This window comes from Escherichia sp. MOD1-EC6819 (genome assembly GCF_002965765.1).
Taxonomy (GTDB): Bacteria; Pseudomonadota; Gammaproteobacteria; order Enterobacterales; family Enterobacteriaceae; genus Escherichia; species Escherichia ruysiae.
The window spans coordinates 68266-91776 of sequence record NZ_PTRG01000009.1 but is presented as its reverse complement, the minus strand read 5'-3'; the positions used below and the strand labels follow the sequence as shown (position 1 = coordinate 91776).

Here is a 23511-nt window from a genome sequence, read left to right as displayed (position 1 = left end):
TTTTACGTCAACTTATTGATAAGTAAACGTAAACTGCACAACAGTATGGAATTCACCTGCCGTGACCGTACCGGTAGGTGTATACATCCGTGCAGCAAGTGGGAAGGTCGCTTTTCTACTGGCCTGGTCGACGTTTACCGTCATTTTACCATTCGGGCTTATTTCCGTTATGTGGTCATCCGTCATAATCTGCAGCGCCATCCCGGTGGCATCCCCAAGTGTATTCGCGAACTTCGTCTGGTCAACAAGATCGCTTTCCCCGGTAAACAACGCTGTAACACTGCTTGTTGATGCAGGGCAAGAAGATAAATTCAGACTAAAGTTCTGCCACTCACTGGTATGGCCGACCGTGTCGTAATTAACGGCTCGCGCCTGCTCAAAGCTGACAGTTTGATCCTTCGTTTGTGTGTCTATGACGCATGCTGATGCTACCACCGTGCCATTAATGTTAATATCAGCCGCTTGGGCAGAGTGAAATGCACATAAAGGCCAGAGCGTTACCAGTAAGGTAAAAATTGTGGCACTTCGTTGAGTAATCATGGCGCTAGCACCTGTTACTGATAAGTAAATGTTGCCTGAACCAGGCCGGTGATTGAACCAGGCATCACATTTCCTTTCGATACAGCCCGCGTACGAAGCTGAAGGTCATAGGCGTGAGAACCAGGAATAGGGGTATTATTGATTGATGAACCATTACCCAACGTTGTAGAACCATCCTGCGTAGTGAGCTCAAGAGAGAGATTAGTTGCTGAACCAGTATTGGCGTAGTTTGTGGCAATATCACCGTCCGGCGTACCAGAGAAAGCGACGCTAAAGCTGGAGGTTGAGAGTGGGCAATTGGTTAATTGCAAAGAGAAGTCTTTCCAGGTGGATGCGCTTCCCGCAGCCGAAAGAGAATCCGCCTGAATATTATCGCCAATATTTACATTCACGGCACTATTCCCACCATTAACGACGCACGGAGATGCCAGTACTAATCCATTAATATTGATATCTACCGCATTAACGGAGGAAGCCCCCAGAAGACTGCTGGCGATAACAAATATTATAAACTTACGCTTCCATATTATATTCATCATTTTTCCTTAATTATATTGTACAGTAAATTGCAATGCGGATTTTACCTGGCCGGTGGTTATGTTATTAACATCGTCAATGTAATAAGCTACTTTATATTCGGGTATTGTATAATCACCTGAGCCGATATAATTCAATGCAAAGTTATTGTTAAACTGATCGAATCCGCTTCCATCGGGGTTTTGAAATTGCACATATACGCCTTGCGCATAACCGGTTCCGGTCTCACCGTTCATCACGCCATCCACCGAGCCGTGAGTTCCGTATAAGGCGCTAAATTTGTAAGAGATACCCGTAATTGCGCCCGGACAATTTGTTAATGTTATCGTAGGTATTGGCGTAGCCAGTTGTGCCCCACTGACTGCATTACCGCCATAAAGTGTTGTAAGATTCACTTCTTTTGGGGCATTTATCGTGCATGGCGTCATGGTAGGCTGCGAAGAAACTCCCGAGCGTGCAAGAAATGATTTATCCGAATAAGTGCTTCCCGGCGGGTTGTGATAATTTAATGTGACGTCAGGAACAGCGACAAGAGGTCCTGGCGGTATCTGCTCTGTAAGACGAACTAATTCATACTTGATGTGTATGTAACCACTCTTGCTTAAACCTTCCGGGAAAGTCAGCGTGTGAGGTGCTGCTTTCGCCAAATTTGGTGTGGTATCTGTTGGGGTTGAAAAATTGAGTTGATATGCAATGCCAATACCTGGATTGCTAGTTTGATATATGGTTGCTCCGTCGCCCGTTGTTCCGACCACCGTCCCATTTACTGTAAGATCGGCATATGCACTGCCAGAACCTCCGGACGCGATATTGATCCAATAAAATTTATTCCAGTCATCAAACCAGGTTGTTCCACCTACACTCGTTGGTATGCTCCACGTTGAAAAATCATGAGGGTAAGTGACTACCTGTGCAGTATCAGTCTGAAATTGCGATGCTGTTGTTGTTAACGGCAGTGATGCAATGCCTGAGATAAGAAAGATGATTACCCTTTGTTTATTCATAGCATTGTTTCCTCTTTTCTGGCTCAATTTATTCGCACCTTCCATGGCTCTCTAATACACTATTTGTCGATTGCTGTTGAGTGACGTTGAATTCAACCCGGCAATTTTGGTGCGCATCGTTTCCCCATTTAACAGCGAGTACACCACTGTCTGGCATACCTGTCATATAGACTTGTCCGTTATCGCCGACGATAAAGCTGTTTGCATTTTCACTGTTAAGCAGGGTGACAATGGCTCCGAAAGGTATTGCTTCTCCCGATGGTTTATCCAGCATCATTAATACACGATTACCTACGCGAATATTAAAGTTTGCTCGCGCGATAGCGCCACGTGTCGGCGTTACTGTACGTGAGGAGAGCTCAACATCTGCATTTTCAGGTAATGCTTCAGTGTTAAGTGAAATAGTGTTTTCACGATAGGGGCTGATATAAGGAACGATCGTGTAGCCACGAAAGTCGGTGTTTACACCGGTCTGGTTACTGATATTTACACCGCTGGCACCTGGCGCTTCAACCAGTGCAGTGGTTTCTCCCAGGGACTGGCTTAGGGTGATGCCATTGGCATGAACAACAATACCCCCATCAATACCATAGTTCACCCGGTGCTGGTTCTGGTCATAACTGTACGCAGCATTGACGCGACCATAGGTTCCCTGATAGTCCAGGCTGGCATAACCGCCATTACCTACACCGTGATCCGTTTCACTTTCCTGAATATTCCAGTTGAGGTTCTGATCGTCAAGCGCAGAACCATTCATGCCTACAGAATGACTGGTATCGCCGTGTTTACTGGTATTCAGACTGTAGCTCGCCCAACTGTTATTCAACCAGCGATTTAATGGAATATTGATATTAAATGAGAAAATCTGATCGCTATTGTAGTACTTATTACGCGTTGTATTATTGTCGCGGTAATTACTATTGTCGTTGGTATTACGGTTATAACTGTAATTCAGGCTGTAAGTCATGCCGCTCCAGCTATTACTGTAGCCAACGCCAACAGAACGCATTTGTCGATCGCTGTTCCAGTAATCTTCGCTAATGGCATTAAGCGATACTGAACCAGCATTCTGTCCAAGATTTTGGTTAAGCAGGAACTCCGCTCGATTACGCCGCCGTTCTGGCATGTTTTGATTATTTTCACGCCAGGTGTCGAGCGTTTCTTGCAGTGAATAATAACCCGATGTGGAATAGCGGTAGCCCGCGATAGAAACGTTAGTCCCGGTGGCGAGAATGTTTTTACTATAGCGTACCCGTACTGACTGACCGCTGGTTTTCTCTTGTTCCTGCTGTTGGGACCAGGCCTGGGCGGTATCGATAGATAAGGCGCCCATTTCACCCAGGTTTTTACCCATACCGAAAATTAATGATTGATAATGTTTCGCGAATTGCCCACCGCCATATAAGGTAAATCCAACGGGTAGGCCATATATGGCAGTTGCTTGCGTGAAATACTCTTTATCAACACGACTGTCATAAGAGCGGTATTTCCCGCTGGTCACGCTATATTTCAGGCGGCCTTCACGTTGCAACACGGGGAGCGATGCAAAGGGAACAACCTGGTGCTGTTCACTGCCATCCGCTTCTTTAACCGTTACGTCCAGATCGCCGCTACTTCCGGTCGGATACATATCCGTGATTTCAAATGCGCCTGGCGAAACATAAGTTTGATAAATGGTATAACCATTTTGTTTAACAATAACCTGCGCATTGGTTCTGGCGATTCCGCGTACAACAGGTGCATAACCACGCATACTGTCAGGTAACATATCGTCATCAGAAGCTAGCTGCACACCGCGAAACGGAACGCTATCAAACATATCTGACGGAGAAGAGCTTTCTCCAAGCGTGAGCTGGCTCTTGAGCGAAATGATATTTCGCTGGGCATAGGTATACAGAGAATCCCAGTTGTTCTGGGTATCACTACCAAAAGTGTTACGACTCCAGGTACTGTAATTACGTAAGCGCCATGGCCCGATATTTAATCCAGGAAGGAGATTAAGATAATAGCTGTCAGAATCAGATGAATTGCTATCACGCGATTTTGTATTAGCACCGGTGAAATTGTAGTTCAGCAGTAACGCATTTATTCCTTCATCCAGATTTTCAGGCGCCACGTATCCACGCGGTTTCGCTTCGACTGCCGCTTGAGGTATTTCCACCATTAGCTGCTGACGGTTAAAAATGAGTTTTGCCGAGGCCATCGGAATTGCCGCGAGATTGGCGCAGCCTTCATTATTGATCAGTTGCGGGAATAACTCGGTACGAACACCAAATTGCTTTAATTTTTCCACCGATATGCATGGTTGCAATATGTTCTGACCCTGAAGGTCTTTCTGCATACTGAAAGTAATATCGTGTGTACCCAGCGACATTTTGTTTAGGTAAACGTCAACACGATAGGTTCCAGGAATCTGACCGACACCCTCTTCAAAAGCGCTAAGATCTGAAATACCTGAGCCAGGGCCGTCGATTCCCAGTAATGCGGGGTTAAAATATTCGCGTGCATATGCCGATGAGGCGAGAGACAGGGCGCATTGCAGAGCAACGAAACAGGCAATTTTGTTCCGTATCATTTTCTTTTTATTGATTCTTGAACTCATTACACATCCTTATGCAGTTAAATGACGTCTTACAAAGAAGCGTTGTGTACGTCGCCTGCTGCACCGTAATCACTGATGATTGTCCAGCTTACATTTCCTGTTGTGTTGGCTGGAATTTGAAATGTCGCACTACTCATAGGAGCAACATATGTGGCATCAGGTAATGCTTTTCCGCCAATCTTGACCTGACTGAAGTTCATATAGTAAGCAGTTGGGTTGGTGACAGTGATTTGCTGTCCGCTACGTCGCCAGGTCAAATTTTTCACGACTTGTTCTGGTAATGTGGACGAAATCTCATGTGGTCGATAAATCAATTTAATTCGCGTTTTAATGGCAATTTGCAAGGTGTTGACATTTTCCTGCTTTTCAGTTGCAGGTATCGTTTTAATATTCATCCAGTACATCGTTTCGCGATCTGTCGGCAGATTGCCGCCAGCGCGAATAATGCGCAACGCATTTTCTTCAGTGGCGCCCAGGCGGAACAGAGGGGGGGTAATAATAAAAGGGGCTTTGGCGTTGGTTTGCGGATCTCCATCGACCCATGATTGAATAAGGTAGGAGGATTTATCCGGATTTTTCAGGTGCAGAGACGTTTCTTTTTTATCGCCGTTATAAATAACTCGTGTTCCTCCAACAATGACACCCGCCTGTGCAACAGAGTTGGATAATAACAATGCAGTAGCAAGAAAATAAGTCGATAATTTCATCTCAAAAACCTTTAAAAGGTAAAACCGAGTAACTCAGGTTTTACCTGACGTAATTATATTAAAATCAGGCGTATCTTAGTTATACGCTAACGTAAAGTTCACAGTACCATTTGCACTACCAACCGCTATGGTATCTTCTGTAGCGATATAACGTGCAAAGAAGTCCAGGTTAGTGTCGCCAGTGCTATTGAGAGCCGTGCTATCGGATTCAGTACCGAGAGGCAGCACGCTACCGGAAGAATTCATGAGCTGAATTGCAACACCTTTTGCTACACCGGTTGTACCGTAATCAGTAACTTGTAAAGCATCCTGATTGATCTGATCCGGAGTACCATCGTATTTAACAGCAACATTTTTGAGCTCATTCGGGCAATTTTTTAATACCAGTGTAAACTTGGTATTTGCAGCAGTAGTCCCAGCCGTAGCGTTAAAAGCTGTTTTAGCAATTGTGCCTAATTTCACTGTCATTGGAGATGACAGCGTACTGTTAACTTCACAGCCTGATTCAATGATATCTCCAATAAAATTTATTTTACCATCATCTGCAGAGGCGACAGAGCTAAGACCAGCGGTTGTTACTAAAACCAGAGCGGCTAGTTTGAATTTCATTTACATTATCCTTGAGATTGCAGCAAATATGCTTACTTTGACAGTACTAAGGCACTGCCATCACTCCAGTGAATTTTAAATTCCTCAGGAAAAAATATAATATTAAAGCACGAAACGTTAAACACCTTATTTTTACTTAAATATGTTTTTAGGCATACTTAATTGATTCGTATTGCGTATGATTGGTGGTGAAGTTTGTGAGGATTGCTGGGGGGGTTGTACAATCATATTGATGATTTAAATGTGTGCTGTCGTATAAATATCTTTGGGCAATCAAAAAGAGGCCAGTGAACAGATAAATTTGAACATAGAAGCTAAAATAATTTATTGTATTTCTTTGTTTATTGGGGAAGTGAATGTTTTTAATTAATGGAAAATGTAACAATGAGTTACCGGCTTGTGACAGGAGCATACAGTTCGGTGATGGATGTTTTACAACGGCTGTGATAAACCGTGGGCAGGTAGTACTCTTGACCGCGCATTTAACACGTTTACGTGAAGCCTGCTCCCGTTTAAGCATTCCTTATTCCGACTGGTCTATACTGGAAGATGAGATGCAAAGTCTGGCACGACAAGCTGAGCGTGGCGTTTTAAAAGTTATTATCACTCGCGGCAGTGGTGGTCGAGGATATAGCATCGCCCACTGCGAATCGCCTGGGCGCATTTTATCTGTCTCCCCCTTTCCTGAACATTACACCCGCTGGCGGCGGGAAGGTATTACTCTGGCGCTAAGTCCAGTACGCCTTGGACGTAATCCTTATCTCGCAGGAATTAAACATCTTAATCGGCTTGAGCAAGTACTGATCCGCTCTCATCTTGAGCAGACAAACGCCGATGAGGCGCTGGTTCTTGACAGCGATGGGTGGGTTACGGAATGCTGTGCGGCTAATTTGTTCTGGCGCAAGGGCAACGTAGTTTATACGCCGCGTCTGGATCAGGCTGGTGTCAACGGCATTATGCGACAATTCTGCATCGGTTTACTGGCACAATCCTCTTATCAGCTTGTCGAAGTACAAGCCTCGCTGGAGGAGGTGATGCAGGCAGATGAGATGGTAGTCTGTAATGCGTTGATGCCAGTGATTCCCGTGCGTGCCTGTGGCGAAGCCTCCTTTTCGTCAACAACGCTATATGAATATTTAGCCCCACTTTGTGAGCACCCGAATTAGTCATGAAAAAAGTGTTATTGATTGTCTTGTTATTGCTGGTGGTACTGGGTATCGCCGCTGGTGTGGGCGTCTGGAAGGTTCGCCATCTCGCCGACAGCAAATTACTTATTAAAGAAGAGACGATATTTACCCTCAAACCGGGAACCGGACGTCTGGCGCTCGGTGAACAGCTTTATGCCGATAAGATCATCAATCGCCCACGGGTATTTCAATGGCTGTTGCGTATCGAGCCGGATCTTTCTCATTTCAAAGCCGGAACTTACCGCTTTACACCGCAGATGACTGTGCGTGAGATGCTGAAATTGCTGGAAAGCGGTAAAGAAGCACAGTTTCCACTACGCCTGGTGGAAGGGATGCGTCTGAGCGATTACCTCAAACAATTGCGTGAGGCACCGTATGTCAAGCACACGCTGAGCGACGATAAATATACCACCGTGGCACAGGCGCTGGAGCTGGAAAACCCGGAGTGGATTGAAGGCTGGTTCTGGCCAGACACCTGGATGTATACCGCCAATACCACCGATGTTGCGTTACTCAAGCGAGCACACAAGAAAATGGTGAAAGCGGTTGATAGCGCCTGGGAAGGGCGTGCGGACGGTCTACCTTATAAAGATAAAAACCAGCTGGTGACGATGGCATCAATTATCGAAAAAGAAACCGCCGTTGCCAGTGAGCGAGATCAGGTTGCCTCGGTCTTTATCAACCGTTTACGCATTGGTATGCGCCTGCAGACCGACCCGACGGTGATTTACGGGATGGGAGAGCGTTATAATGGCAAACTTTCTCGTGCAGATCTGGAAACGCCAACAGCGTATAACACCTACACCATTACCGGTTTGCCGCCAGGCGCGATTGCTACGCCGGGGGCTGATTCGCTGAAGGCTGCTGCGCATCCGGCAAAAACGCCGTATCTCTATTTTGTGGCCGATGGTAAAGGTGGTCACACGTTTAATACCAATCTTGCCAGTCATAACAAGTCTGTGCAGGATTATCTGAAAGTGCTTAAGGAAAAAAATGCGCAGTAAGTATATCGTCATTGAGGGGCTGGAAGGTGCAGGCAAAACCACCGCGCGCAACGTGGTGGTTGAGACGCTTGAGCAACTGGGTATCCGCGACATGGTTTTCACTCGGGAACCTGGCGGTACGCAACTTGCCGAAAAGTTAAGAAGCCTGGTGCTGGATATCAAATCGGTAGGCGATGAAGTCATTACCGATAAAGCCGAAGTGCTGATGTTTTATGCCGCGCGTGTACAGCTGGTAGAAACCGTCATCAAACCGGCACTGGCAAACGGCACCTGGGTGATTGGCGATCGCCACGATCTCTCCACTCAGGCGTATCAGGGCGGTGGTCGTGGTATTGACCAGCATATGCTGGCAACGTTGCGTGATGCCGTTCTTGGGGATTTTCGCCCTGATTTAACGCTCTATCTCGATGTTACCCCAGAAGTCGGCCTTAAGCGCGCGCGCGCGCGCGGCGAGCTGGATCGCATTGAGCAAGAGTCTTTTGATTTCTTTAATCGCACCCGCGCCCGCTATCTGGAACTGGCTGCACAAGATAAAAGCATTCACACTATTGATGCAACACAATCGCTGGAAGCCGTCATGGACGCGATTCGCACCACCGTGACTCACTGGGTTAAGGAGCAGGGCGAATGAGATGGTATCCATGGTTACGACCTGATTTCGAAAAACTGGTAGCCAGCTATCAGGCCGGAAGGGGTCACCATGCGCTACTGATTCAGGCATTACCTGGCATGGGCGATGATGCCTTAATCTACGCTCTTAGCCGTTATTTACTTTGCCAACAACCGCAGGGGCACAAAAGTTGTGGTCATTGTCGCGGATGCCAGTTGATGCAGGCGGGGACGCATCCCGATTATTACACTCTTGCTCCCGAAAAAGGGAAGAATGCCCTAGGCATTGATGCCGTGCGTGAAGTCACCGAAAAGCTGAATGAACACGCACGATTAGGCGGTGCGAAAGTTGTCTGGGTCACCGATGCCGCCTTGCTGACCGATGCTGCTGCCAATGCCTTGCTGAAAACGCTGGAAGAGCCGCCAGCGGAAACCTGGTTTTTCCTCGCTACACGAGAACTTGAACGCTTACTGGCAACACTGCGCAGCCGTTGTCGCTTACATTACCTTGCACCGCCGCCAGAACAGTACGCAGTGAGCTGGCTTGCGCGTGAAGTGACAATGTCACAAGAGGCCATAATAACCGCATTGCGTCTGAGCGCCGGTTCGCCTGGCGCGGCGTTGGGGCTGTTTCAGGGAGATACCTGGCAGGCACGTGAGATACTTTGTCAGGCATTGGCACACAGCGTGCAATCGGGTGACTGGTATTCGATGTTGTCGGCACTGAACCACGAACAAGCTCCGGCGCGTCTGCACTGGTTGGCAACTTTGTTGATGGATGCGCTCAAACGCCATTATGGCGCTTCACAAGTCACCAATGTTGATGTTCCTGGTGTTGTCACCGCACTGGCAAACCAGCTTTCTCCCTCTCGCCTGCAGGCTATACTGGGGGATGTTTGCCAAAGTCGTGAGCAGTTAATTTCTGTCACAGGCGTAAACCGCGAGCTTGTCATCACCGATCTTTTACTACGTATTGAGCATTACCTGCAACCGGGTGTTGTGTTACCGGTTCCTCATCTTTAAGAGAGACATTATGTTTTTAGTCGACTCACACTGCCATCTCGATGGTCTGAATTATGAATCTTTGCACAAGGACGTGGATGACGTTCTGGCGAAAGCCGCTGCGCGCGATGTGAAATTTTGTCTGGCGGTCGCCACAACATTGCCCGGTTACCTGCATATGCGGGATCTGGTCGGCGAACGTGACAACGTCGTTTTTTCTTGCGGCGTGCATCCGCTAAATCAGAATGATCCCTACGATGTGGAAGATTTACGCCGTCTGGCAACAGAAGAGGGCGTTGTTGCGCTGGGTGAAACCGGGCTGGATTATTATTACACGCCGGAAACAAAAGTCCGTCAGCAAGAATCCTTTATTCACCATATCCAGATTGGTCGCGAACTGAACAAGCCGGTTATCGTCCATACGCGTGACGCCCGCGCCGATACGCTGGCTATTCTGCGCGAAGAAAAAGTGACGGATTGTGGTGGCGTACTACACTGTTTTACAGAGGACAAAGAAACGGCGGGCAAGTTACTGGATCTCGGATTTTATATCTCCTTTTCCGGCATTGTGACCTTCCGTAATGCGGAACAACTGCGCGATGCCGCGCGTTATGTCCCGCTGGATCGACTCCTGGTGGAAACTGATTCGCCTTACCTGGCGCCAGTGCCATATCGAGGAAAAGAGAATCAACCTGCAATGGTTCGTGACGTTGCAGAATACATGGCTGTGTTGAAAGGTGTTGCCGTTGAAGAACTGGCGCAGGTAACCACCGATAACTTCGCCCGTCTGTTTCACATCGACGCTTCCCGCCTTCAGTCCATCAGTTGAATGAATTTTTTTTAAGCTCGTAATTAATGGTTAAAACGAGTAAAGTTCACCGCCGCAAATTGGGCGGTGGCTAACCATGTTTGTAATATCTTGACATATGTTTTGTCAAAATGTGCAACTTCGCTAAAGACCTGAAGTTGAAACGTGATAGCCGTCAAACAAATCGACACTGAATTATTTTACTCTGTGTAATAAATAAAGGGCGCTTAGATGCCCTGTACACGGCAAGGTTCTCCCCCCTTGCCACGCGTGAGAACGTAAAAAGCACCCATACTCAGGAGCACTCTCAATTATGTTTAAGAATGCATTTGCTAACCTGCAAAAGGTCGGTAAATCGCTGATGCTGCCGGTATCCGTACTGCCTATCGCAGGTATTCTGCTGGGCGTCGGTTCCGCGAATTTCAGCTGGCTGCCAGCCGTTGTATCGCATGTTATGGCAGAAGCAGGCGGTTCCGTCTTTGCAAACATGCCACTTATTTTTGCGATCGGTGTCGCCCTTGGCTTTACCAATAACGATGGCGTATCCGCTCTTGCCGCAGTTGTTGCCTATGGCATCATGGTAAAAACCATGGCTGTGGTCGCGCCGCTGGTACTGCATTTACCTGCTGAAGAAATTGCCGCTAAACATCTGGCGGATACTGGCGTACTTGGGGGGATCATCTCCGGTGCGATTGCAGCGTACATGTTTAACCGTTTCTACCGTATTAAGCTGCCTGAGTATCTTGGCTTCTTTGCCGGTAAACGCTTTGTACCGATCATTTCTGGTTTGGCTGCCATCTTTACTGGCGTTGTGCTGTCCTTCATTTGGCCGCCGATTGGTTCCGCAATCCAGACCTTCTCCCAGTGGGCTGCTTACCAGAACCCGGTAGTTGCGTTTGGTATTTACGGCTTCATCGAACGTTGTCTGGTGCCGTTTGGTCTGCACCATATCTGGAACGTACCTTTCCAGATGCAGATTGGTGAATACACCAACGCAGCAGGTCAGGTTTTCCACGGCGATATTCCGCGTTATATGGCGGGTGACCCGACTGCGGGTAAACTGTCTGGCGGCTTCCTGTTCAAAATGTACGGTCTGCCGGCAGCTGCGATTGCTATCTGGCACTCTGCTAAACCAGAAAACCGCGCTAAAGTTGGCGGTATCATGATCTCCGCTGCGTTGACCTCGTTCCTGACCGGTATCACCGAGCCGATCGAGTTCTCCTTCATGTTCGTTGCGCCGATCCTGTACATCATCCACGCGATACTGGCTGGTCTGGCATTCCCAATCTGTATTCTGCTGGGAATGCGCGACGGTACGTCGTTCTCACACGGCCTGATCGACTTCATCGTACTGTCTGGTAACAGCAGCAAACTGTGGCTGTTCCCGATTGTCGGTATTGGTTATGCGATTGTTTACTACACCATCTTCCGTGTGCTGATTAAAGCTCTGGATCTGAAAACGCCGGGCCGTGAAGACGCAACTGAAGATGCGAAAGCTACCGGCACCAGCGAAATGGCACCGGCTCTGGTTGCCGCATTTGGTGGTAAAGAAAACATCACTAACCTCGATGCATGTATTACTCGTCTGCGCGTCAGCGTTGCTGATGTGTCCAAAGTGGATCAGGCTGGCCTGAAGAAACTGGGCGCAGCGGGCGTAGTGGTTGCTGGTTCTGGTGTTCAGGCAATTTTCGGTACTAAATCCGATAACCTGAAAACCGAGATGGATGAGTACATCCGCAACAACTAATCAGTAAAATGTTGGGGAGACTAAGGCAGCCGGATGGCTGCCTTTTTTACAGGTGTTAATCAGAACTGATACGTGCCGGTAATACTAAAATTACGTGGTGCGCCGTAGACGACAGAACCTTCCACGTTAGTGTCATAGGTTTTATCGAACAGATTATTGACGTTACCCTGCAACGAGAAGTTTTTTGTCACCTGGTAGCGGGTGAACAGATCCACCAGCGCGTAGCTACCTTGCTCGACGCGGAAGGTGCCATACGGTGTCACGGTGTCGGTATACACGCGATTTTGCCAGTTAACACCACCGCCGACCGTCAACTCTGGCATGACAGGCAACCGATAGCTGGTAAACATTTTAACCGTGGTACGCGGCAGATTCGGGTTAACGGCATTCCCTTCGTTATCTTCCGCCAGATAGCGCGTTGCGCCAAACGTCAGTTGCCAGTTGTCGGTAATTGCGCCGTTAAGTTCAAATTCCACGCCTTTACTTACTGTCCCATCCACCGCTTTATAGGCGGTTTCGCCGTTACTGCCGGGGATAGGCATTCCGGTGGACTGGGCGACATTATCCTGCTCAATACGGAAGATGGCTAACGTGGTGGTCAGACGGCTATTCATCCAGTCTGATTTCAGACCCAGCTCGTAGTTGTTACCGGTGATTGGAGCCAGATATTTGCCTGAACTGTCACGATCATTTTGTGGCTGGAAAATAGAGGTATAGCTGGCGTAGGTCGACCAGTTGTCATTGATGTCAAACACCAGACCAGCATAAGGCGTGGTGTGGTTTTTCTCCATGCTGTAAGTCAGCGTATCAACCCGCCAGTTGGTATAACGTGCGCCGAGGATCAGATGCAGCGGATCGGCGAGGGTGACGCGGGTGGCGGCATACAACGATTTCATATGTGTGGTATCGTCCTGTGCCAGGCTTTGCGGTGCCCAGTTGGTCTGCGGGAAGTTACCGTTGAAGTTGTAGAAACTGCCAATTTCATTGGGGAAAACGTTGGCCCAGGAGCTGAAATAGCGGTTGTTTTGTTTACTGTAGCTACCGCCGAGCATCAGATTGTGCTGGCGACCAAACACTTCATAACTACCGTCGGCAAACAGATCCAGCGCGTCAACTTTACGTTTGCCACTGTTCCAGCCTGTGCCGCCCACATAATCAAATCCGGGGCCATAGCTGCCATATGGTCCCACCAGCGTTCCATCTGCTTTATTTACGTAGGCGTCGACATACATCATTTTGCTATCAAATTCGACTTCGGAATGGGTGGCATTCAGCGTTGCCTGCCAGGTATCGGCAAATCGTTGCTTCAGTGACAGAAAGACTTTGTTGATCTCTTTGTCGTTATACGCCCAGTCAGGCGCGGTGCTGCGGGCGCGATCGTAACTGTTGCTGCTGCCATCGGTATTCCAGCGTGGCAGGCCACCCCAGGTTGGGCTATTAACATCAATACGTTGATATTCATAACCGGCAGAAAGCGTGGTCAGCTCGCCCAAATCAGCATCCACAATGCCGGAGAAGAAAGTTTTTTCGCTGTTGTAGCGATCCAGCCATAAATCGTTGTTCTGATAGCCGCCGACAATTCGCGCGCGGACTTTACCATCTTCCGTGAGCGGACTTTGTAAATCCGCCACATAACGTTCTTTGTTCCAGCTTCCGTATTCCGCCGAGACATCGCCTTTAAATTCACGGCTGGTGGCATGTTTACGAACCATATTAATCGCCGCAGAAGGATTGCCAGTACCCGTCATTAGCCCGGTCGCGCCACGCACCACTTCTACACGCTCGAACAACGCCATATCAGTGAGCGCATCGCCCAGATTCCAGCGTGATTCAAAATAGGTGGGAATACCATCGACCATATAGTTATCGATCTGGAATCCACGCGAATAATAGAGGGTACGGTCGGAGTCAGCCTGGCTTTTGCTAATCCCGAGGGTATTTTCCATCACTTCGCCCAGCGTTTGCAGTTGCTGATCTTCCATTCGCTGCTGGCTGACAATAGTGACCGACTGTGGAATATCACGTTGGGTCATCTGCATTTTAGTACCTACAGAGGTAGACGTTACGCTGTAATCATTTTCGTCATCAACTGGAGCATTGGTTGCTCCCTCAACAATCACCGTTTCTTCGGCGGTTGGCACGGCCAGAGTGGAGGAAGGAAATAAGGCCAGAGCAATGCAGGCTGCGAGCAGCGACGGCGTGGCTGCGGCGTGATGCTGATTATCCCTGTTAAATTGTGTCGAAAGCATCTGAAATCTCTTGATTTATGTTGTAGTCAGGCTCATTCCAGAGGAAGGTGATGAGCGTTTATATTTAGCGCGCTAATAATTCTGCATGGTAATGCAAATGAGAAATATACGCATTCATATTTAACATGTAAACCAAAGAGAAAGTGTGTTTTCGGTTCATTCATAGGCATAAAGGGGAATAATGGCGATGTATGCGGCAGTAAAACGGTTTTTTGCTTAATAAATCGTGGGTTAAGGTTGAAAGAGCGGGTTTAACTCGACCATACTCTATACTCGCAGTGTGGCGCGGCGTAGCATGGCGCAACGCATGGCTATTTAAAAAAGGAAAATGTCGTGGCAGAAGAAACTATTTTCAGCAAAATTATTCGTCGTGAGATCCCCTCCGATATCGTCTACCAGGATGATCTGGTAACGGCGTTTCGCGATATTTCGCCGCAAGCGCCAACGCATATTCTCATCATTCCTAATATCCTGATTCCTACCGTGAACGACGTCTCTGCCGAGCATGAGCAGGCGCTGGGACGCATGATCACTGTAGCGGCAAAAATTGCTGAGCAAGAAGGCATTGCCGAAGATGGCTATCGTCTGATCATGAACACCAACCGCCATGGCGGGCAAGAGGTGTACCACATCCATATGCACTTGCTGGGTGGCCGTCCTCTTGGCCCAATGCTGGCGCATAAAGGTCTGTAACGATGAGAAAAGGATGCTTTGGGCTGGTGTCTCTGGCGCTGTTATTGCTGGTGGGGTGTCGTTCACATCCGGAAATTCCGGTGAATGAAGAACAGTCGCTGGTGATGGAGTCATCTCTTCTGGCTGCGGGCATCAGTGCAGAAAAGCCCGTTCTTTCAATGTCTGATATTCAGCCTTCAGCATCCTCGACGCTTTATAACGAAAGGCAAGAACCCGTTACCGTTCATTATCGTTTTTACTGGTATGACGCCAGAGGGCTGGAGATGCATCCTCTGGAAACGCCCCGCAGCGTTACCATTCCCGCACGTTCGGCGGTAACTCTGTACGGCAGCGCCAATTATCTGGGGGCGCACAAAGTCAGACTTTATCTATATTTGTAAGGGGTGAATCTTGATGACAAAAATGAGTCGCTACGCCTTAATCACCGCGCTGGCGATGTTTCTCGCCGGGTGTGTGGGGTCTCGAGAACCTGCACCGGTAGAAGAGGTGAAACCTGCGCCGGAGCAACCAGCCGAGCCGCAACAGCCAGTACCAACCGTGCCATCGGTGCCGACGATCCCGCAGCAGCCAGGGCCAATTGAGCACGAAGATCAAACTGCACCGCCTGCGCCGCATATTCGTCATTATGACTGGAACGGCGCAATGCAGCCGATGGTCAGTAAAATGCTTGGGGCTGATGGTGTGACCGCAGGCAGCGTTCTGCTGGTTGATAGCGTTAATAACCGTACTAACGGTTCGCTGAATGCCGGAGAAGCGACCGAAACGCTACGTAATGCGCTGGCCAATAACGGTAAATTTACACTCGTTTCTGCCCAACAGCTTTCAATGGCCAAACAGCAGTTAGGTTTGTCGCCGCAGGACAGTTTAGGCACTCGCAGTAAAGCGATTGGCATTGCCCGTAACGTCGGCGCTCATTATGTGCTGTACTCCAGTGCCTCTGGTAACGTCAACGCACCGACCCTGCAAATGCAACTCATGCTGGTGCAGACGGGTGAAATTATCTGGTCAGGTAAAGGTGCCGTTCAGCAACAATAATCCCATCACGCGCGACGAATTATTGTCGCGCTATTTCCCGCAGTATCATCCCGTCGCGACGTTTAATCATGGACTTAGCGGCGGGAGTTTTCTCATTGAACATCAGGATCTGCGTTTCGTTGTGCGTCAGACTCACGATCCTGATGCACCGCAGTCCGTGTTTCTGCGCCAGTATCGGGCGTTATCACGATTGCCGGCATACCTTGCACCGAAGCCACATCTCTATCTCCGTGGCTGGATGGTGGTCGACTATTTGCCCGGCGAGGTAAAAACGCAATTGCCGGATACCGACGAACTGGCAGGCTTGCTGTATTATCTGCATCAACAACCGCGTTTTGGCTGGCGAATAACCCTGCTACCGTTACTGGAACGGTACTGGCAGCGAAGCGATCCGGCGCGGCGGACAGCGGATTGGCTGCGACTATTAAAACGTCTGCGCAAAATACGGGAACCACAGCCATTACGCTTAAGCCCATTGCATATGGATGTTCATGCCGGAAACTTAGTGCATAGTGAGTCAGGGTTAAAACTCATTGACTGGGAGTATGCCGGTGATGGCGATATCGCGCTGGAACTGGCGGCGGTGTGGGTGGAAAATACTCACCAGCATCGGCAATTGGTCAATGACTATGCCGCGCGGGCGAAGATTAATCCGGCGCAATTATGGCGTCAGGTCAGGCGCTGGTTTCCCTGGTTGCTGATGCTCAAAGCAGGGTGGTTTGAGTACCGTTGGCAACAAACCGGCGATCAACAATTTATCAGGCTTGCCGATGACACCTGGCGGCAGCTATCAATAAAACAATAAGGAGAGCAGTGTGGGTCCAGTAATGTTGGATGTTGAAGGTTACGAACTGGACGCGGAAGAGCGTGAAATACTGGCGCACCCGCTGGTGGGAGGGCTGATTCTCTTTACGCGTAACTATCATGATCCTGCGCAATTACGCGAACTGGTGCGCCAAATCCGCACAGCTTCGCGCAATCATCTGGTGGTGGCGGTGGATCAGGAAGGTGGGCGAGTGCAGCGTTTTCGTGAAGGTTTTACCCGCTTGCCAGCGGCGCAATCATTCGCTGCGCTGTTGGGAATGGAAGAAGGCGGCAAACTGGCGCAAGAGGCAGGCTGGTTGATGGCCAGCGAAATGATCGCCATGGATATTGATATCAGCTTTGCACCCGTGCTGGACGTAGGGCACATTAGCGCGGCGATTGGCGAGCGTTCTTACCATGCCGATCCCGAAAAAGCCCTCGCAATCGCCAGCCAGTTTATTGATGGTATGCATGAAGCCGGAATGAAAAGCACCGGTAAACATTTTCCTGGCCACGGTGCAGTAACGGCAGATTCGCACAAAGAGACACCGTGCGACCCACGTCCGCAAGCGGAAATTCGCGCCAAAGATATGTCGGTCTTCAGTACGTTAATTCGCGAAAATAAACTCGACGCCATTATGCCTGCGCATGTGATCTACAGCGATGTTGATCCACGTCCGGCTAGCGGTTCTCCCTACTGGTTGAAAACTGTTTTACGTCAGGAGCTGGGGTTTGACGGCGTGATTTTCTCAGACGATTTATCGATGGAAGGTGCCGCGATTATGGGCAGTTATGCCGAACGTGGGCAGGCATCACTGGATGCGGGTTGCGATATGATCCTGGTCTGCAATAATCGTAAAGGGGCCGTCAGCGTGTTAGATAATCTGTCACCGATCAAGGCAGAGCGTGTTACACGTTTGTATCATAAAGGTTCATTTTCGCGACAGGAGCTGATGGACTCGGCTCGCTGGAAAGAGATCAGCGCCCGTCTGAATCAGTTACATGAACGCTGGCAGGAAGAGAAAGCAGGTCACTAACCCTGGCTTATGTGAGGAAGCGATGATTATCTATTTACACGGTTTTGACTCTAACAGTCCGGGTAACCACGAGAAAGTTTTACAATTGCAGTTTATTGACCCGGATGTGCGCTTGATAAGCTACAGCACTCTGCATCCGAAACACGATATGCAGCATCTGCTCAAAGAAGTAGACAAAATGCTGCAACTGAACGTCGACGAGCGCCCGCTAATTTGCGGTGTCGGGCTGGGTGGTTACTGGGCGGAACGGATTGGTTTTCTCTGCGATATCCGCCAGGTGATCTTCAACCCTAATTTGTTCCCTTACGAGAACATGGAAGGGAAGATTGATCGCCCGGAAGAGTACACCGATATCGCGACTAAATGTGTGACCAATTTCCGTGAGAAGAATCGCGATCGTTGTCTGGTGATTTTGTCGCGTAACGATGAGGCGCTTAACAGTCAGCGGACATCTGAAGAGTTGCATCATTATTACGAGATTGTCTGGGACGAAGAGCAGACGCACAAATTCAAAAATATCTCCCCGCATTTGCAGCGCATTAAGGCGTTCAAAACCCTCGGTTAAAAGCTATCGTCGGTCGCATCAGGTAACCTTGCTGGTATCTGATGCGCCCCGGATTCTGTAGGTTGGATGAAGCGTCCACGCCGCATCCGACAGCCGTGCACCAATGCCTGATGCGATGCTGCGCATTGTATCTGGCCTACCAAATGCCCTCCATATACGCCTCACTCTCCCGACTCCGCTTAAATAATAAACAACAATCTCTGTTTTTTGATCTCACTCGGTAAATCCGCCTATCTTTTCAGCAACAAAACTTGATTCATATCAATTTTGGTATGACCAATACACCATTCATGTTATTCTCAATAGCGAAGAGCATTTTCATCACTGTAACCTGCTGTTAATTAAGGGCTATGCATATAACCATTAATTAACAATTGGTTAATAAATTTAAGGGGGTCACGTTGACTACGCCATTGAAAAAGATTGTGATTGTCGGCGGCGGTGCTGGTGGGCTGGAAATGTCGACACAGCTGGGACATAAGCTGGGACGTAAGAAAAAAGCCAAAATTACGCTGGTAGATCGCAACCACAGCCACCTGTGGAAACCGCTGCTGCACGAAGTAGCGACTGGCTCGCTCGATGAAGGCGTCGATGCACTGAGTTACCTGGCTCATGCGCGTAATCATGGTTTTCAGTTCCAGTTGGGTTCTGTGGTTGATATCGATAGAGAAGCGAAAACAATCACCATTGCTGAACTGCGCGACGAGAAAGGCGAACTGCTGGTGCCGGAACGCAAAATCGCCTATGACACGCTGGTGATGGCGCTGGGCAGCACCTCTAACGATTTCAATACGCCGGGTGTAAAAGAGAACTGTATTTTCCTCGATAACCCGCATCAGGCGCGTCGTTTCCATCAGGAGATGCTGAATCTGTTCCTGAAATACTCCGCCAACCTGGGCGCGAATGGCAAAGTGAATATTGCGATTGTTGGCGGCGGCGCGACGGGTGTAGAACTCTCCGCTGAATTGCACAACGCCGTCAAGCAACTGCACAGCTACGGTTACAAAGGCCTGACCAACGAAGCGTTGAACGTAACGCTGGTAGAAGCGGGCGAACGTATTTTGCCTGCGCTGCCGCCACGTATCTCTGCTGCCGCCCACAATGAGTTAACGAAACTGGGCGTTCGCGTGCTGACGCAAACCATGGTCACCAGCGCCGATGAAGGGGGGCTGCACACTAAAGATGGCGAATATATTGAGGCTGATCTGATGGTGTGGGCTGCCGGGATCAAAGCGCCAGATTTCCTGAAGGATATTGGTGGGCTGGAGACCAACCGTATCAACCAGCTGGTGGTGGAACCGACGCTGCAAACCACGCGCGATCCAGACATTTATGCTATTGGCGACTGTGCGTCATGCCCGCGTCCGGAAGGGGGTTTTGTTCCGCCGCGCGCTCAGGCCGCACACCAGATGGCTACCTGCGCAATGAACAATATTCTGGCGCAGATGAATGGCAAACCGCTGAAAAATTATCAGTATAAAGATCACGGTTCGCTGGTATCGCTGTCGAACTTCTCTACCGTCGGTAGCCTGATGGGTAACCTGACGCGCGGCTCAATGATGATTGAAGGACGTATTGCGCGCTTTGTGTATATCTCGCTGTACCGAATGCATCAGATTGCGCTACATGGTTACTTTAAAACCGGATTAATGATGCTGGTGGGGAGTATCAACCGCGTTATCCGTCCGCGTTTGAAACTGCATTAATCAACTTGTACTGGCGGATGCGGCGTAAATGCCTTATCCGCCCAGGATAAATAGTATGAGCGGCAGGCCTGATAAGACGCGTTAAGCGTCGCATCAGGCATTCCCTCAGACTCCTCCGAATCCTTAAGTATTTCCTGCCATTCCTGCGCTTTTCATCTTCTGTCTGATGGTTGTTTCACCCCTTCGCTTGCATGATTGACATAACTGCAAAGAAGGAGGTGTTCCCGTGAATAAATCAATGTTGGCGGGTATCGGGATTGGTGTCGCGGCTGCGCTGGGCGTAGCGGCAGTGGCCAGCCTGAACGTGTTTGAACGTGGCCCGCAATACGCTCAGGTTGTTTCTGCAATCCCAATCAAGGAAACGGTTAAAACACCGCGCCAGGAGTGCCGCAATGTCACAGTGACTCATCGCCGACCGGTGCAGGATGAAAATCGCATTGCGGGTTCGGTTCTGGGCGCTGTGGCTGGTGGGGTGATAGGGCATCAGTTTGGCGGTGGTCGCGGTAAGGATGTTGCTACAGTCGTCGGGGCGCTCGGTGGTGGATATGCTGGTAACCAGATTCAGGGCTCTCTCCAGGAACGTGATACTTACACCACCACCCAACAGCGTTGTAAAACGGTGTATGACAAGTCAGAAAAAATGCTCGGCTATGACGTGACCTATAAGATTGGCGATCAGCAGGGCAAAATCCGTATGGACCGCGATCCGGGTACACAAATCCAATTAGATAACAACGGACAACTGGTTCTGAATAACAAAGTATAACAAGGCTGTATTCTGCAATTTAGCCCCTCATTCGCTCAGGCTGAGGGGCTTTTTTTGCGCTTTATTTCACCAGTTCCGGCCATAAACGCAAAGTGGTTCGGGCAATCTGCATCAGTTTTTCCAGCGATGCGCCTTCGCGGGCGCTGATCGACATCCCCTGAATAATACAGTTAAGGAATTCCGCCAGATGCGTTACGTCACAGTGGGCAGGGATTTCCCCGCGCGCCTGGCGTTGACATAAAAACTGATACAAGGTGCGTTCTTGCATCGCGTGGCGTGATTTCAACGTATTAGCGATATCTCCAGAATCCGGGGAGAGGGTGGTGCAGTTGTTGATCATAAAGCAGCCAGCAGGGGTGTCTTTGCTGGTAAAGCAGTTGGCGATGGCAGCGAAATAGTCAGTCAGCGCAGACTCCACACTTTTCTCTTCACAAAACAGTTGTGCTTCGTGCTTTGCGGCAAAACGGTCGATATAGCGATCAAGTACGGCGCGGAATAATCCCTCTTTATTGGTGAACTCCGCATATAGCGTTGGCGCTTTGGCTCCGGTCGCTTCGACGAGATCGGCAAGAGAAGTGGCTTCATAACCATGCTGCCAGAACAACTTCATGGCCTTATCAAGCGCGGCTTCCCTGTCGAACACTTTTGGGCGACCACGGCTTTTTTTTACACAATGTGTTGAGTCAGTTGCCATGATGCCGTTGTACCTTGTAGCTGTGAATGAACGGTTATTATAAAAATAATCACTTCCGTTCACCAGTCCAGAAGACAGAAAAATAATTTCCATCTATTTAACTGAAATTTAAAGGGTTTTAATTTAATTAATGATTGTTATAAAAAACATCTTGTATGTGATCAAAATCACATCTATCATTTAGTTATCGATCGTTAAGTAATTGCTTGCGACGCTATTCATCTGCATAAGGTCACTATTATGAAAAATGTAAAAACCCTCATCGCTGCGGCGATTTTAAGCTCCATGTCATTTGCCAGCTTTGCGGCTGTCGAAGTTCAGGCAACACCAGAAGGTCAACAAAAAGTGGGCACTATCAGTGCTAACGCGGGGACAAATCTGGGATCGCTGGAAGAACAACTGGCACAAAAAGCAGATGAGATGGGCGCAAAATCTTTCCGTATTACTTCAGTAACCGGTCCGAATACCCTCCACGGAACGGCAGTAATTTATAAATAAGCATTAACCCTCATTAATGCCTGTTATTGCTGCTATTTCCCCGCAACACCCTGTGCTGCGGGGATTTTTTTGTCCGCGATTTACAGCGTTTGCTGATTCACTTGATGACGACGCACATCAATCGGCATTCCGGAACGCACGTCCATTACGTGCTGCATCACTTCGGCGTCAGTTTGCGCAGCATTTTTAAATGCCTGTATCGCACTGTTGAGCGTAATCGGCAACAATTGTGGATCGTCATCTATCTTCTCTGACAGCGGCTGGTGCACTTCCACCAGACGTGCGCCGTTTGGTTCGGCGGAGACTTTAATCGGCGTGTTGATAATGTTCACTTTGGTGCCGGGGCTGACCTGACTGAAAAGTGTTTTGATATCGTCATCACGCAGACGAATACAGCCAGAACTTACCCGCATACCAATACCGAAATCGGCGTTCGTACCGTGAAGCAAATAGACACCGCCATAGGCCGCCAGACGAATCGCATGATGGCCCATCGGGTTATCCGGTCCTGCCGGAACGACTGGTGGAAGCTCAATCCCCTGGGCTTTATAACGGGCGCGGATGTTTGCAGTCGGCGTCCAGGTTGGGTTTGCACGTTTGTCTGAAACGGTAGTCACCATTGTCGGCGTCAGCGTGTCACCCCCCAACTGACCAATGCCGATGGGGTACACGGTCACTGAATTTTTGCCCGGTGGGTAGTAATAGAGACGCAACTCCGCAATGTTGATCACAATGCCTTCACGCGGCGCGTCTGGCAGTAAAGTTTGCAATGGAATGGTTAACACACTGCCTGCGCGCGGTACATACGGATCAACACCGGGGTTGGCCTGTAACAGCGCGAGGAAACCGACGTTATATTTTTTGGCGATCGCTTCCAGCGAACCGCCGTCATTTTCCACCACATGAAATTTGTTTTCGCCCACCAGACGACTGCCCGCAGGCGGCAGCGGCCAGGTGTTGGCTTTTGCCGGTAGCGTCAGCGCCACGGCAGCGGCGAACGTAAAAAACGTTAGCCAGCGAGAAAAACGCGTTTTGATCATCGCCAAAAGTCCATAATAAGTATAAGGTTATTGTAATAAAAAGATAAGTCTGAATTATGGATGGTGAC

At 49.1% G+C, this 23511-nt stretch carries 24 protein-coding genes; 15 read left to right on the top strand and 9 right to left on the bottom strand.

Annotated elements, in window-relative coordinates; all coding sequences use genetic code 11:
• Positions 1-12: 12 nt before the first annotated feature.
• From A7Z06_RS14310 to A7Z06_RS14285, 6 genes are all read right to left on the bottom strand, one after another.
• Positions 13-540 (bottom strand): fimbrial protein, encoded by a 528-nt coding sequence (locus A7Z06_RS14310; RefSeq protein ID WP_000632673.1) that lies wholly within the window; start codon positions 538-540, stop codon positions 13-15.
• 14 nt (positions 541-554) lie between these two features.
• Positions 555-1076 carry a fimbrial protein gene (locus tag A7Z06_RS14305; protein ID WP_001021712.1) on the bottom strand — a complete coding sequence of 174 codons (522 nt, stop codon included), beginning with the start codon at positions 1074-1076 and terminating at the stop codon, positions 555-557.
• Positions 1077-1085: 9 nt separating this feature from the next.
• Complete coding sequence (locus A7Z06_RS14300) at positions 1086-2081, bottom strand: fimbrial protein (RefSeq protein ID WP_001041735.1); 996 nt, start codon at positions 2079-2081, stop codon at positions 1086-1088.
• A gap of 28 nt (positions 2082-2109) precedes the next feature.
• A complete protein-coding gene (locus A7Z06_RS14295) occupies positions 2110-4683 on the bottom strand; it encodes a fimbria/pilus outer membrane usher protein (RefSeq protein WP_000098583.1) in 2574 nt (857 codons plus the stop codon).
• Positions 4684-4712: 29 nt separating this feature from the next.
• Positions 4713-5390: a fimbria/pilus periplasmic chaperone gene (locus A7Z06_RS14290; RefSeq protein WP_000778187.1), complete on the bottom strand. Its 678-nt coding sequence runs from the start codon at positions 5388-5390 to the stop codon at positions 4713-4715.
• Positions 5391-5465: 75 nt separating this feature from the next.
• Entirely contained in the window at positions 5466-5999 is a 534-nt protein-coding gene (locus A7Z06_RS14285; protein ID WP_000669543.1) for a fimbrial protein, read from the bottom strand.
• A 356-nt stretch (positions 6000-6355) separates the two neighbouring features.
• On the opposite strand from A7Z06_RS14285, the gene pabC reads away from it, so the two are divergent.
• The 6 genes from pabC to ptsG all read left to right on the top strand — a co-directional run bounded on the left by pabC (position 6356) and on the right by ptsG (position 12356).
• The gene (gene pabC / locus A7Z06_RS14280; RefSeq protein ID WP_000478694.1) at positions 6356-7165 is read left to right on the top strand and encodes an aminodeoxychorismate lyase; all 810 of its coding nucleotides are present in this window, start codon (positions 6356-6358) and stop codon (positions 7163-7165) included.
• 2 nt (positions 7166-7167) lie between these two features.
• On the top strand, positions 7168-8190 hold the full coding sequence (gene yceG / locus A7Z06_RS14275) for a cell division protein YceG (protein ID WP_000756886.1): 1023 nt from the start codon (positions 7168-7170) through the stop codon (positions 8188-8190).
• Positions 8180-8821, top strand: a complete 642-nt coding sequence (gene tmk, locus A7Z06_RS14270; protein WP_001257008.1) for a dTMP kinase — start codon at positions 8180-8182, stop codon at positions 8819-8821. The genes yceG and tmk overlap by 11 nt, the downstream gene beginning before the upstream one ends.
• Positions 8818-9822, top strand: a complete 1005-nt coding sequence (holB, locus tag A7Z06_RS14265) for a DNA polymerase III subunit delta' (RefSeq protein ID WP_001267910.1) — start codon at positions 8818-8820, stop codon at positions 9820-9822. Before tmk ends, holB begins: the two co-directional genes overlap by 4 nt.
• A gap of 10 nt (positions 9823-9832) precedes the next feature.
• Positions 9833-10630: a metal-dependent hydrolase gene (locus A7Z06_RS14260; RefSeq protein ID WP_000480285.1), complete on the top strand. Its 798-nt coding sequence runs from the start codon at positions 9833-9835 to the stop codon at positions 10628-10630.
• A 292-nt stretch (positions 10631-10922) separates the two neighbouring features.
• Positions 10923-12356: a PTS glucose transporter subunit IIBC gene (ptsG, locus tag A7Z06_RS14255; RefSeq protein WP_000475698.1), complete on the top strand. Its 1434-nt coding sequence runs from the start codon at positions 10923-10925 to the stop codon at positions 12354-12356.
• 59 nt (positions 12357-12415) lie between these two features.
• Here the strand turns inward: ptsG and fhuE are convergent, their stop codons facing one another.
• A complete protein-coding gene (gene fhuE / locus A7Z06_RS14250; protein WP_105279472.1) occupies positions 12416-14605 on the bottom strand; it encodes a ferric-rhodotorulic acid/ferric-coprogen receptor FhuE in 2190 nt (729 codons plus the stop codon).
• Between the two features lie 333 nt (positions 14606-14938).
• On the opposite strand from fhuE, the gene hinT reads away from it, so the two are divergent.
• From hinT to A7Z06_RS14210, 8 genes are all read left to right on the top strand, one after another.
• Complete coding sequence (gene hinT / locus A7Z06_RS14245) at positions 14939-15298, top strand: purine nucleoside phosphoramidase (protein WP_000807125.1); 360 nt, start codon at positions 14939-14941, stop codon at positions 15296-15298.
• A gap of 2 nt (positions 15299-15300) precedes the next feature.
• Positions 15301-15678, top strand: a complete 378-nt coding sequence (locus tag A7Z06_RS14240; RefSeq protein WP_001225287.1) for a YcfL family protein — start codon at positions 15301-15303, stop codon at positions 15676-15678.
• 13 nt (positions 15679-15691) lie between these two features.
• Positions 15692-16333, top strand: coding sequence for a penicillin-binding protein activator LpoB (lpoB, locus tag A7Z06_RS14235; RefSeq protein WP_000164456.1), 642 nt, complete (start codon positions 15692-15694; stop codon positions 16331-16333).
• Complete coding sequence (thiK, locus tag A7Z06_RS14230; RefSeq protein WP_001116778.1) at positions 16314-17138, top strand: thiamine kinase; 825 nt, start codon at positions 16314-16316, stop codon at positions 17136-17138. The genes lpoB and thiK overlap by 20 nt, the downstream gene beginning before the upstream one ends.
• A gap of 10 nt (positions 17139-17148) precedes the next feature.
• Complete coding sequence (nagZ, locus tag A7Z06_RS14225) at positions 17149-18174, top strand: beta-N-acetylhexosaminidase (RefSeq protein WP_000529323.1); 1026 nt, start codon at positions 17149-17151, stop codon at positions 18172-18174.
• 22 nt (positions 18175-18196) lie between these two features.
• Positions 18197-18739, top strand: a complete 543-nt coding sequence (gene ycfP / locus A7Z06_RS14220) for an alpha/beta hydrolase YcfP (protein ID WP_000587922.1) — start codon at positions 18197-18199, stop codon at positions 18737-18739.
• Between the two features lie 401 nt (positions 18740-19140).
• Positions 19141-20445 carry an NADH-quinone dehydrogenase gene (gene ndh, locus A7Z06_RS14215; protein ID WP_105279471.1) on the top strand — a complete coding sequence of 435 codons (1305 nt, stop codon included), beginning with the start codon at positions 19141-19143 and terminating at the stop codon, positions 20443-20445.
• 226 nt (positions 20446-20671) lie between these two features.
• A complete protein-coding gene (locus tag A7Z06_RS14210; RefSeq protein ID WP_024212421.1) occupies positions 20672-21211 on the top strand; it encodes a glycine zipper 2TM domain-containing protein in 540 nt (179 codons plus the stop codon).
• Positions 21212-21272: 61 nt separating this feature from the next.
• Here A7Z06_RS14210 and comR read toward each other — a convergent pair whose 3' ends face one another.
• Positions 21273-21905 (bottom strand): TetR family copper-responsive transcriptional repressor ComR, encoded by a 633-nt coding sequence (comR, locus tag A7Z06_RS14205; RefSeq protein ID WP_024212422.1) that lies wholly within the window; start codon positions 21903-21905, stop codon positions 21273-21275.
• A gap of 240 nt (positions 21906-22145) precedes the next feature.
• On the opposite strand from comR, the gene bhsA reads away from it, so the two are divergent.
• Positions 22146-22403: a multiple stress resistance protein BhsA gene (gene bhsA, locus A7Z06_RS14200; protein WP_000800147.1), complete on the top strand. Its 258-nt coding sequence runs from the start codon at positions 22146-22148 to the stop codon at positions 22401-22403.
• A gap of 80 nt (positions 22404-22483) precedes the next feature.
• Here the strand turns inward: bhsA and ldtC are convergent, their stop codons facing one another.
• Positions 22484-23443, bottom strand: coding sequence for a L,D-transpeptidase LdtC (gene ldtC, locus A7Z06_RS14195; protein ID WP_000598229.1), 960 nt, complete (start codon positions 23441-23443; stop codon positions 22484-22486).
• Positions 23444-23511 lie beyond the last annotated feature (68 nt).

What these genes read in the sequence shown, in the direction of transcription:
- A7Z06_RS14310 (WP_000632673.1), bottom strand. Translation starts at nt 540, where the DNA reads ATGATTACTCAACGAAGTGCCACAATTTTTACCTTACTGGTAACGCTC.
- A7Z06_RS14305 (WP_001021712.1), bottom strand. Translation starts at nt 1,076, where the DNA reads ATGAATATAATATGGAAGCGTAAGTTTATAATATTTGTTATCGCCAGC.
- A7Z06_RS14300 (WP_001041735.1), bottom strand. Translation starts at nt 2,081, where the DNA reads ATGAATAAACAAAGGGTAATCATCTTTCTTATCTCAGGCATTGCATCA.
- A7Z06_RS14295 (WP_000098583.1), bottom strand. Translation starts at nt 4,683, where the DNA reads ATGAGTTCAAGAATCAATAAAAAGAAAATGATACGGAACAAAATTGCC.
- A7Z06_RS14290 (WP_000778187.1), bottom strand. Translation starts at nt 5,390, where the DNA reads ATGAAATTATCGACTTATTTTCTTGCTACTGCATTGTTATTATCCAAC.
- A7Z06_RS14285 (WP_000669543.1), bottom strand. Translation starts at nt 5,999, where the DNA reads ATGAAATTCAAACTAGCCGCTCTGGTTTTAGTAACAACCGCTGGTCTT.
- pabC (WP_000478694.1), top strand. Translation starts at nt 6,356, where the DNA reads ATGTTTTTAATTAATGGAAAATGTAACAATGAGTTACCGGCTTGTGAC.
- yceG (WP_000756886.1), top strand. Translation starts at nt 7,168, where the DNA reads ATGAAAAAAGTGTTATTGATTGTCTTGTTATTGCTGGTGGTACTGGGT.
- tmk (WP_001257008.1), top strand. Translation starts at nt 8,180, where the DNA reads ATGCGCAGTAAGTATATCGTCATTGAGGGGCTGGAAGGTGCAGGCAAA.
- holB (WP_001267910.1), top strand. Translation starts at nt 8,818, where the DNA reads ATGAGATGGTATCCATGGTTACGACCTGATTTCGAAAAACTGGTAGCC.
- A7Z06_RS14260 (WP_000480285.1), top strand. Translation starts at nt 9,833, where the DNA reads ATGTTTTTAGTCGACTCACACTGCCATCTCGATGGTCTGAATTATGAA.
- ptsG (WP_000475698.1), top strand. Translation starts at nt 10,923, where the DNA reads ATGTTTAAGAATGCATTTGCTAACCTGCAAAAGGTCGGTAAATCGCTG.
- fhuE (WP_105279472.1), bottom strand. Translation starts at nt 14,605, where the DNA reads ATGCTTTCGACACAATTTAACAGGGATAATCAGCATCACGCCGCAGCC.
- A7Z06_RS14240 (WP_001225287.1), top strand. Translation starts at nt 15,301, where the DNA reads ATGAGAAAAGGATGCTTTGGGCTGGTGTCTCTGGCGCTGTTATTGCTG.
- lpoB (WP_000164456.1), top strand. Translation starts at nt 15,692, where the DNA reads ATGACAAAAATGAGTCGCTACGCCTTAATCACCGCGCTGGCGATGTTT.
- ycfP (WP_000587922.1), top strand. Translation starts at nt 18,197, where the DNA reads ATGATTATCTATTTACACGGTTTTGACTCTAACAGTCCGGGTAACCAC.
- comR (WP_024212422.1), bottom strand. Translation starts at nt 21,905, where the DNA reads ATGGCAACTGACTCAACACATTGTGTAAAAAAAAGCCGTGGTCGCCCA.
- bhsA (WP_000800147.1), top strand. Translation starts at nt 22,146, where the DNA reads ATGAAAAATGTAAAAACCCTCATCGCTGCGGCGATTTTAAGCTCCATG.
- ldtC (WP_000598229.1), bottom strand. Translation starts at nt 23,443, where the DNA reads ATGATCAAAACGCGTTTTTCTCGCTGGCTAACGTTTTTTACGTTCGCC.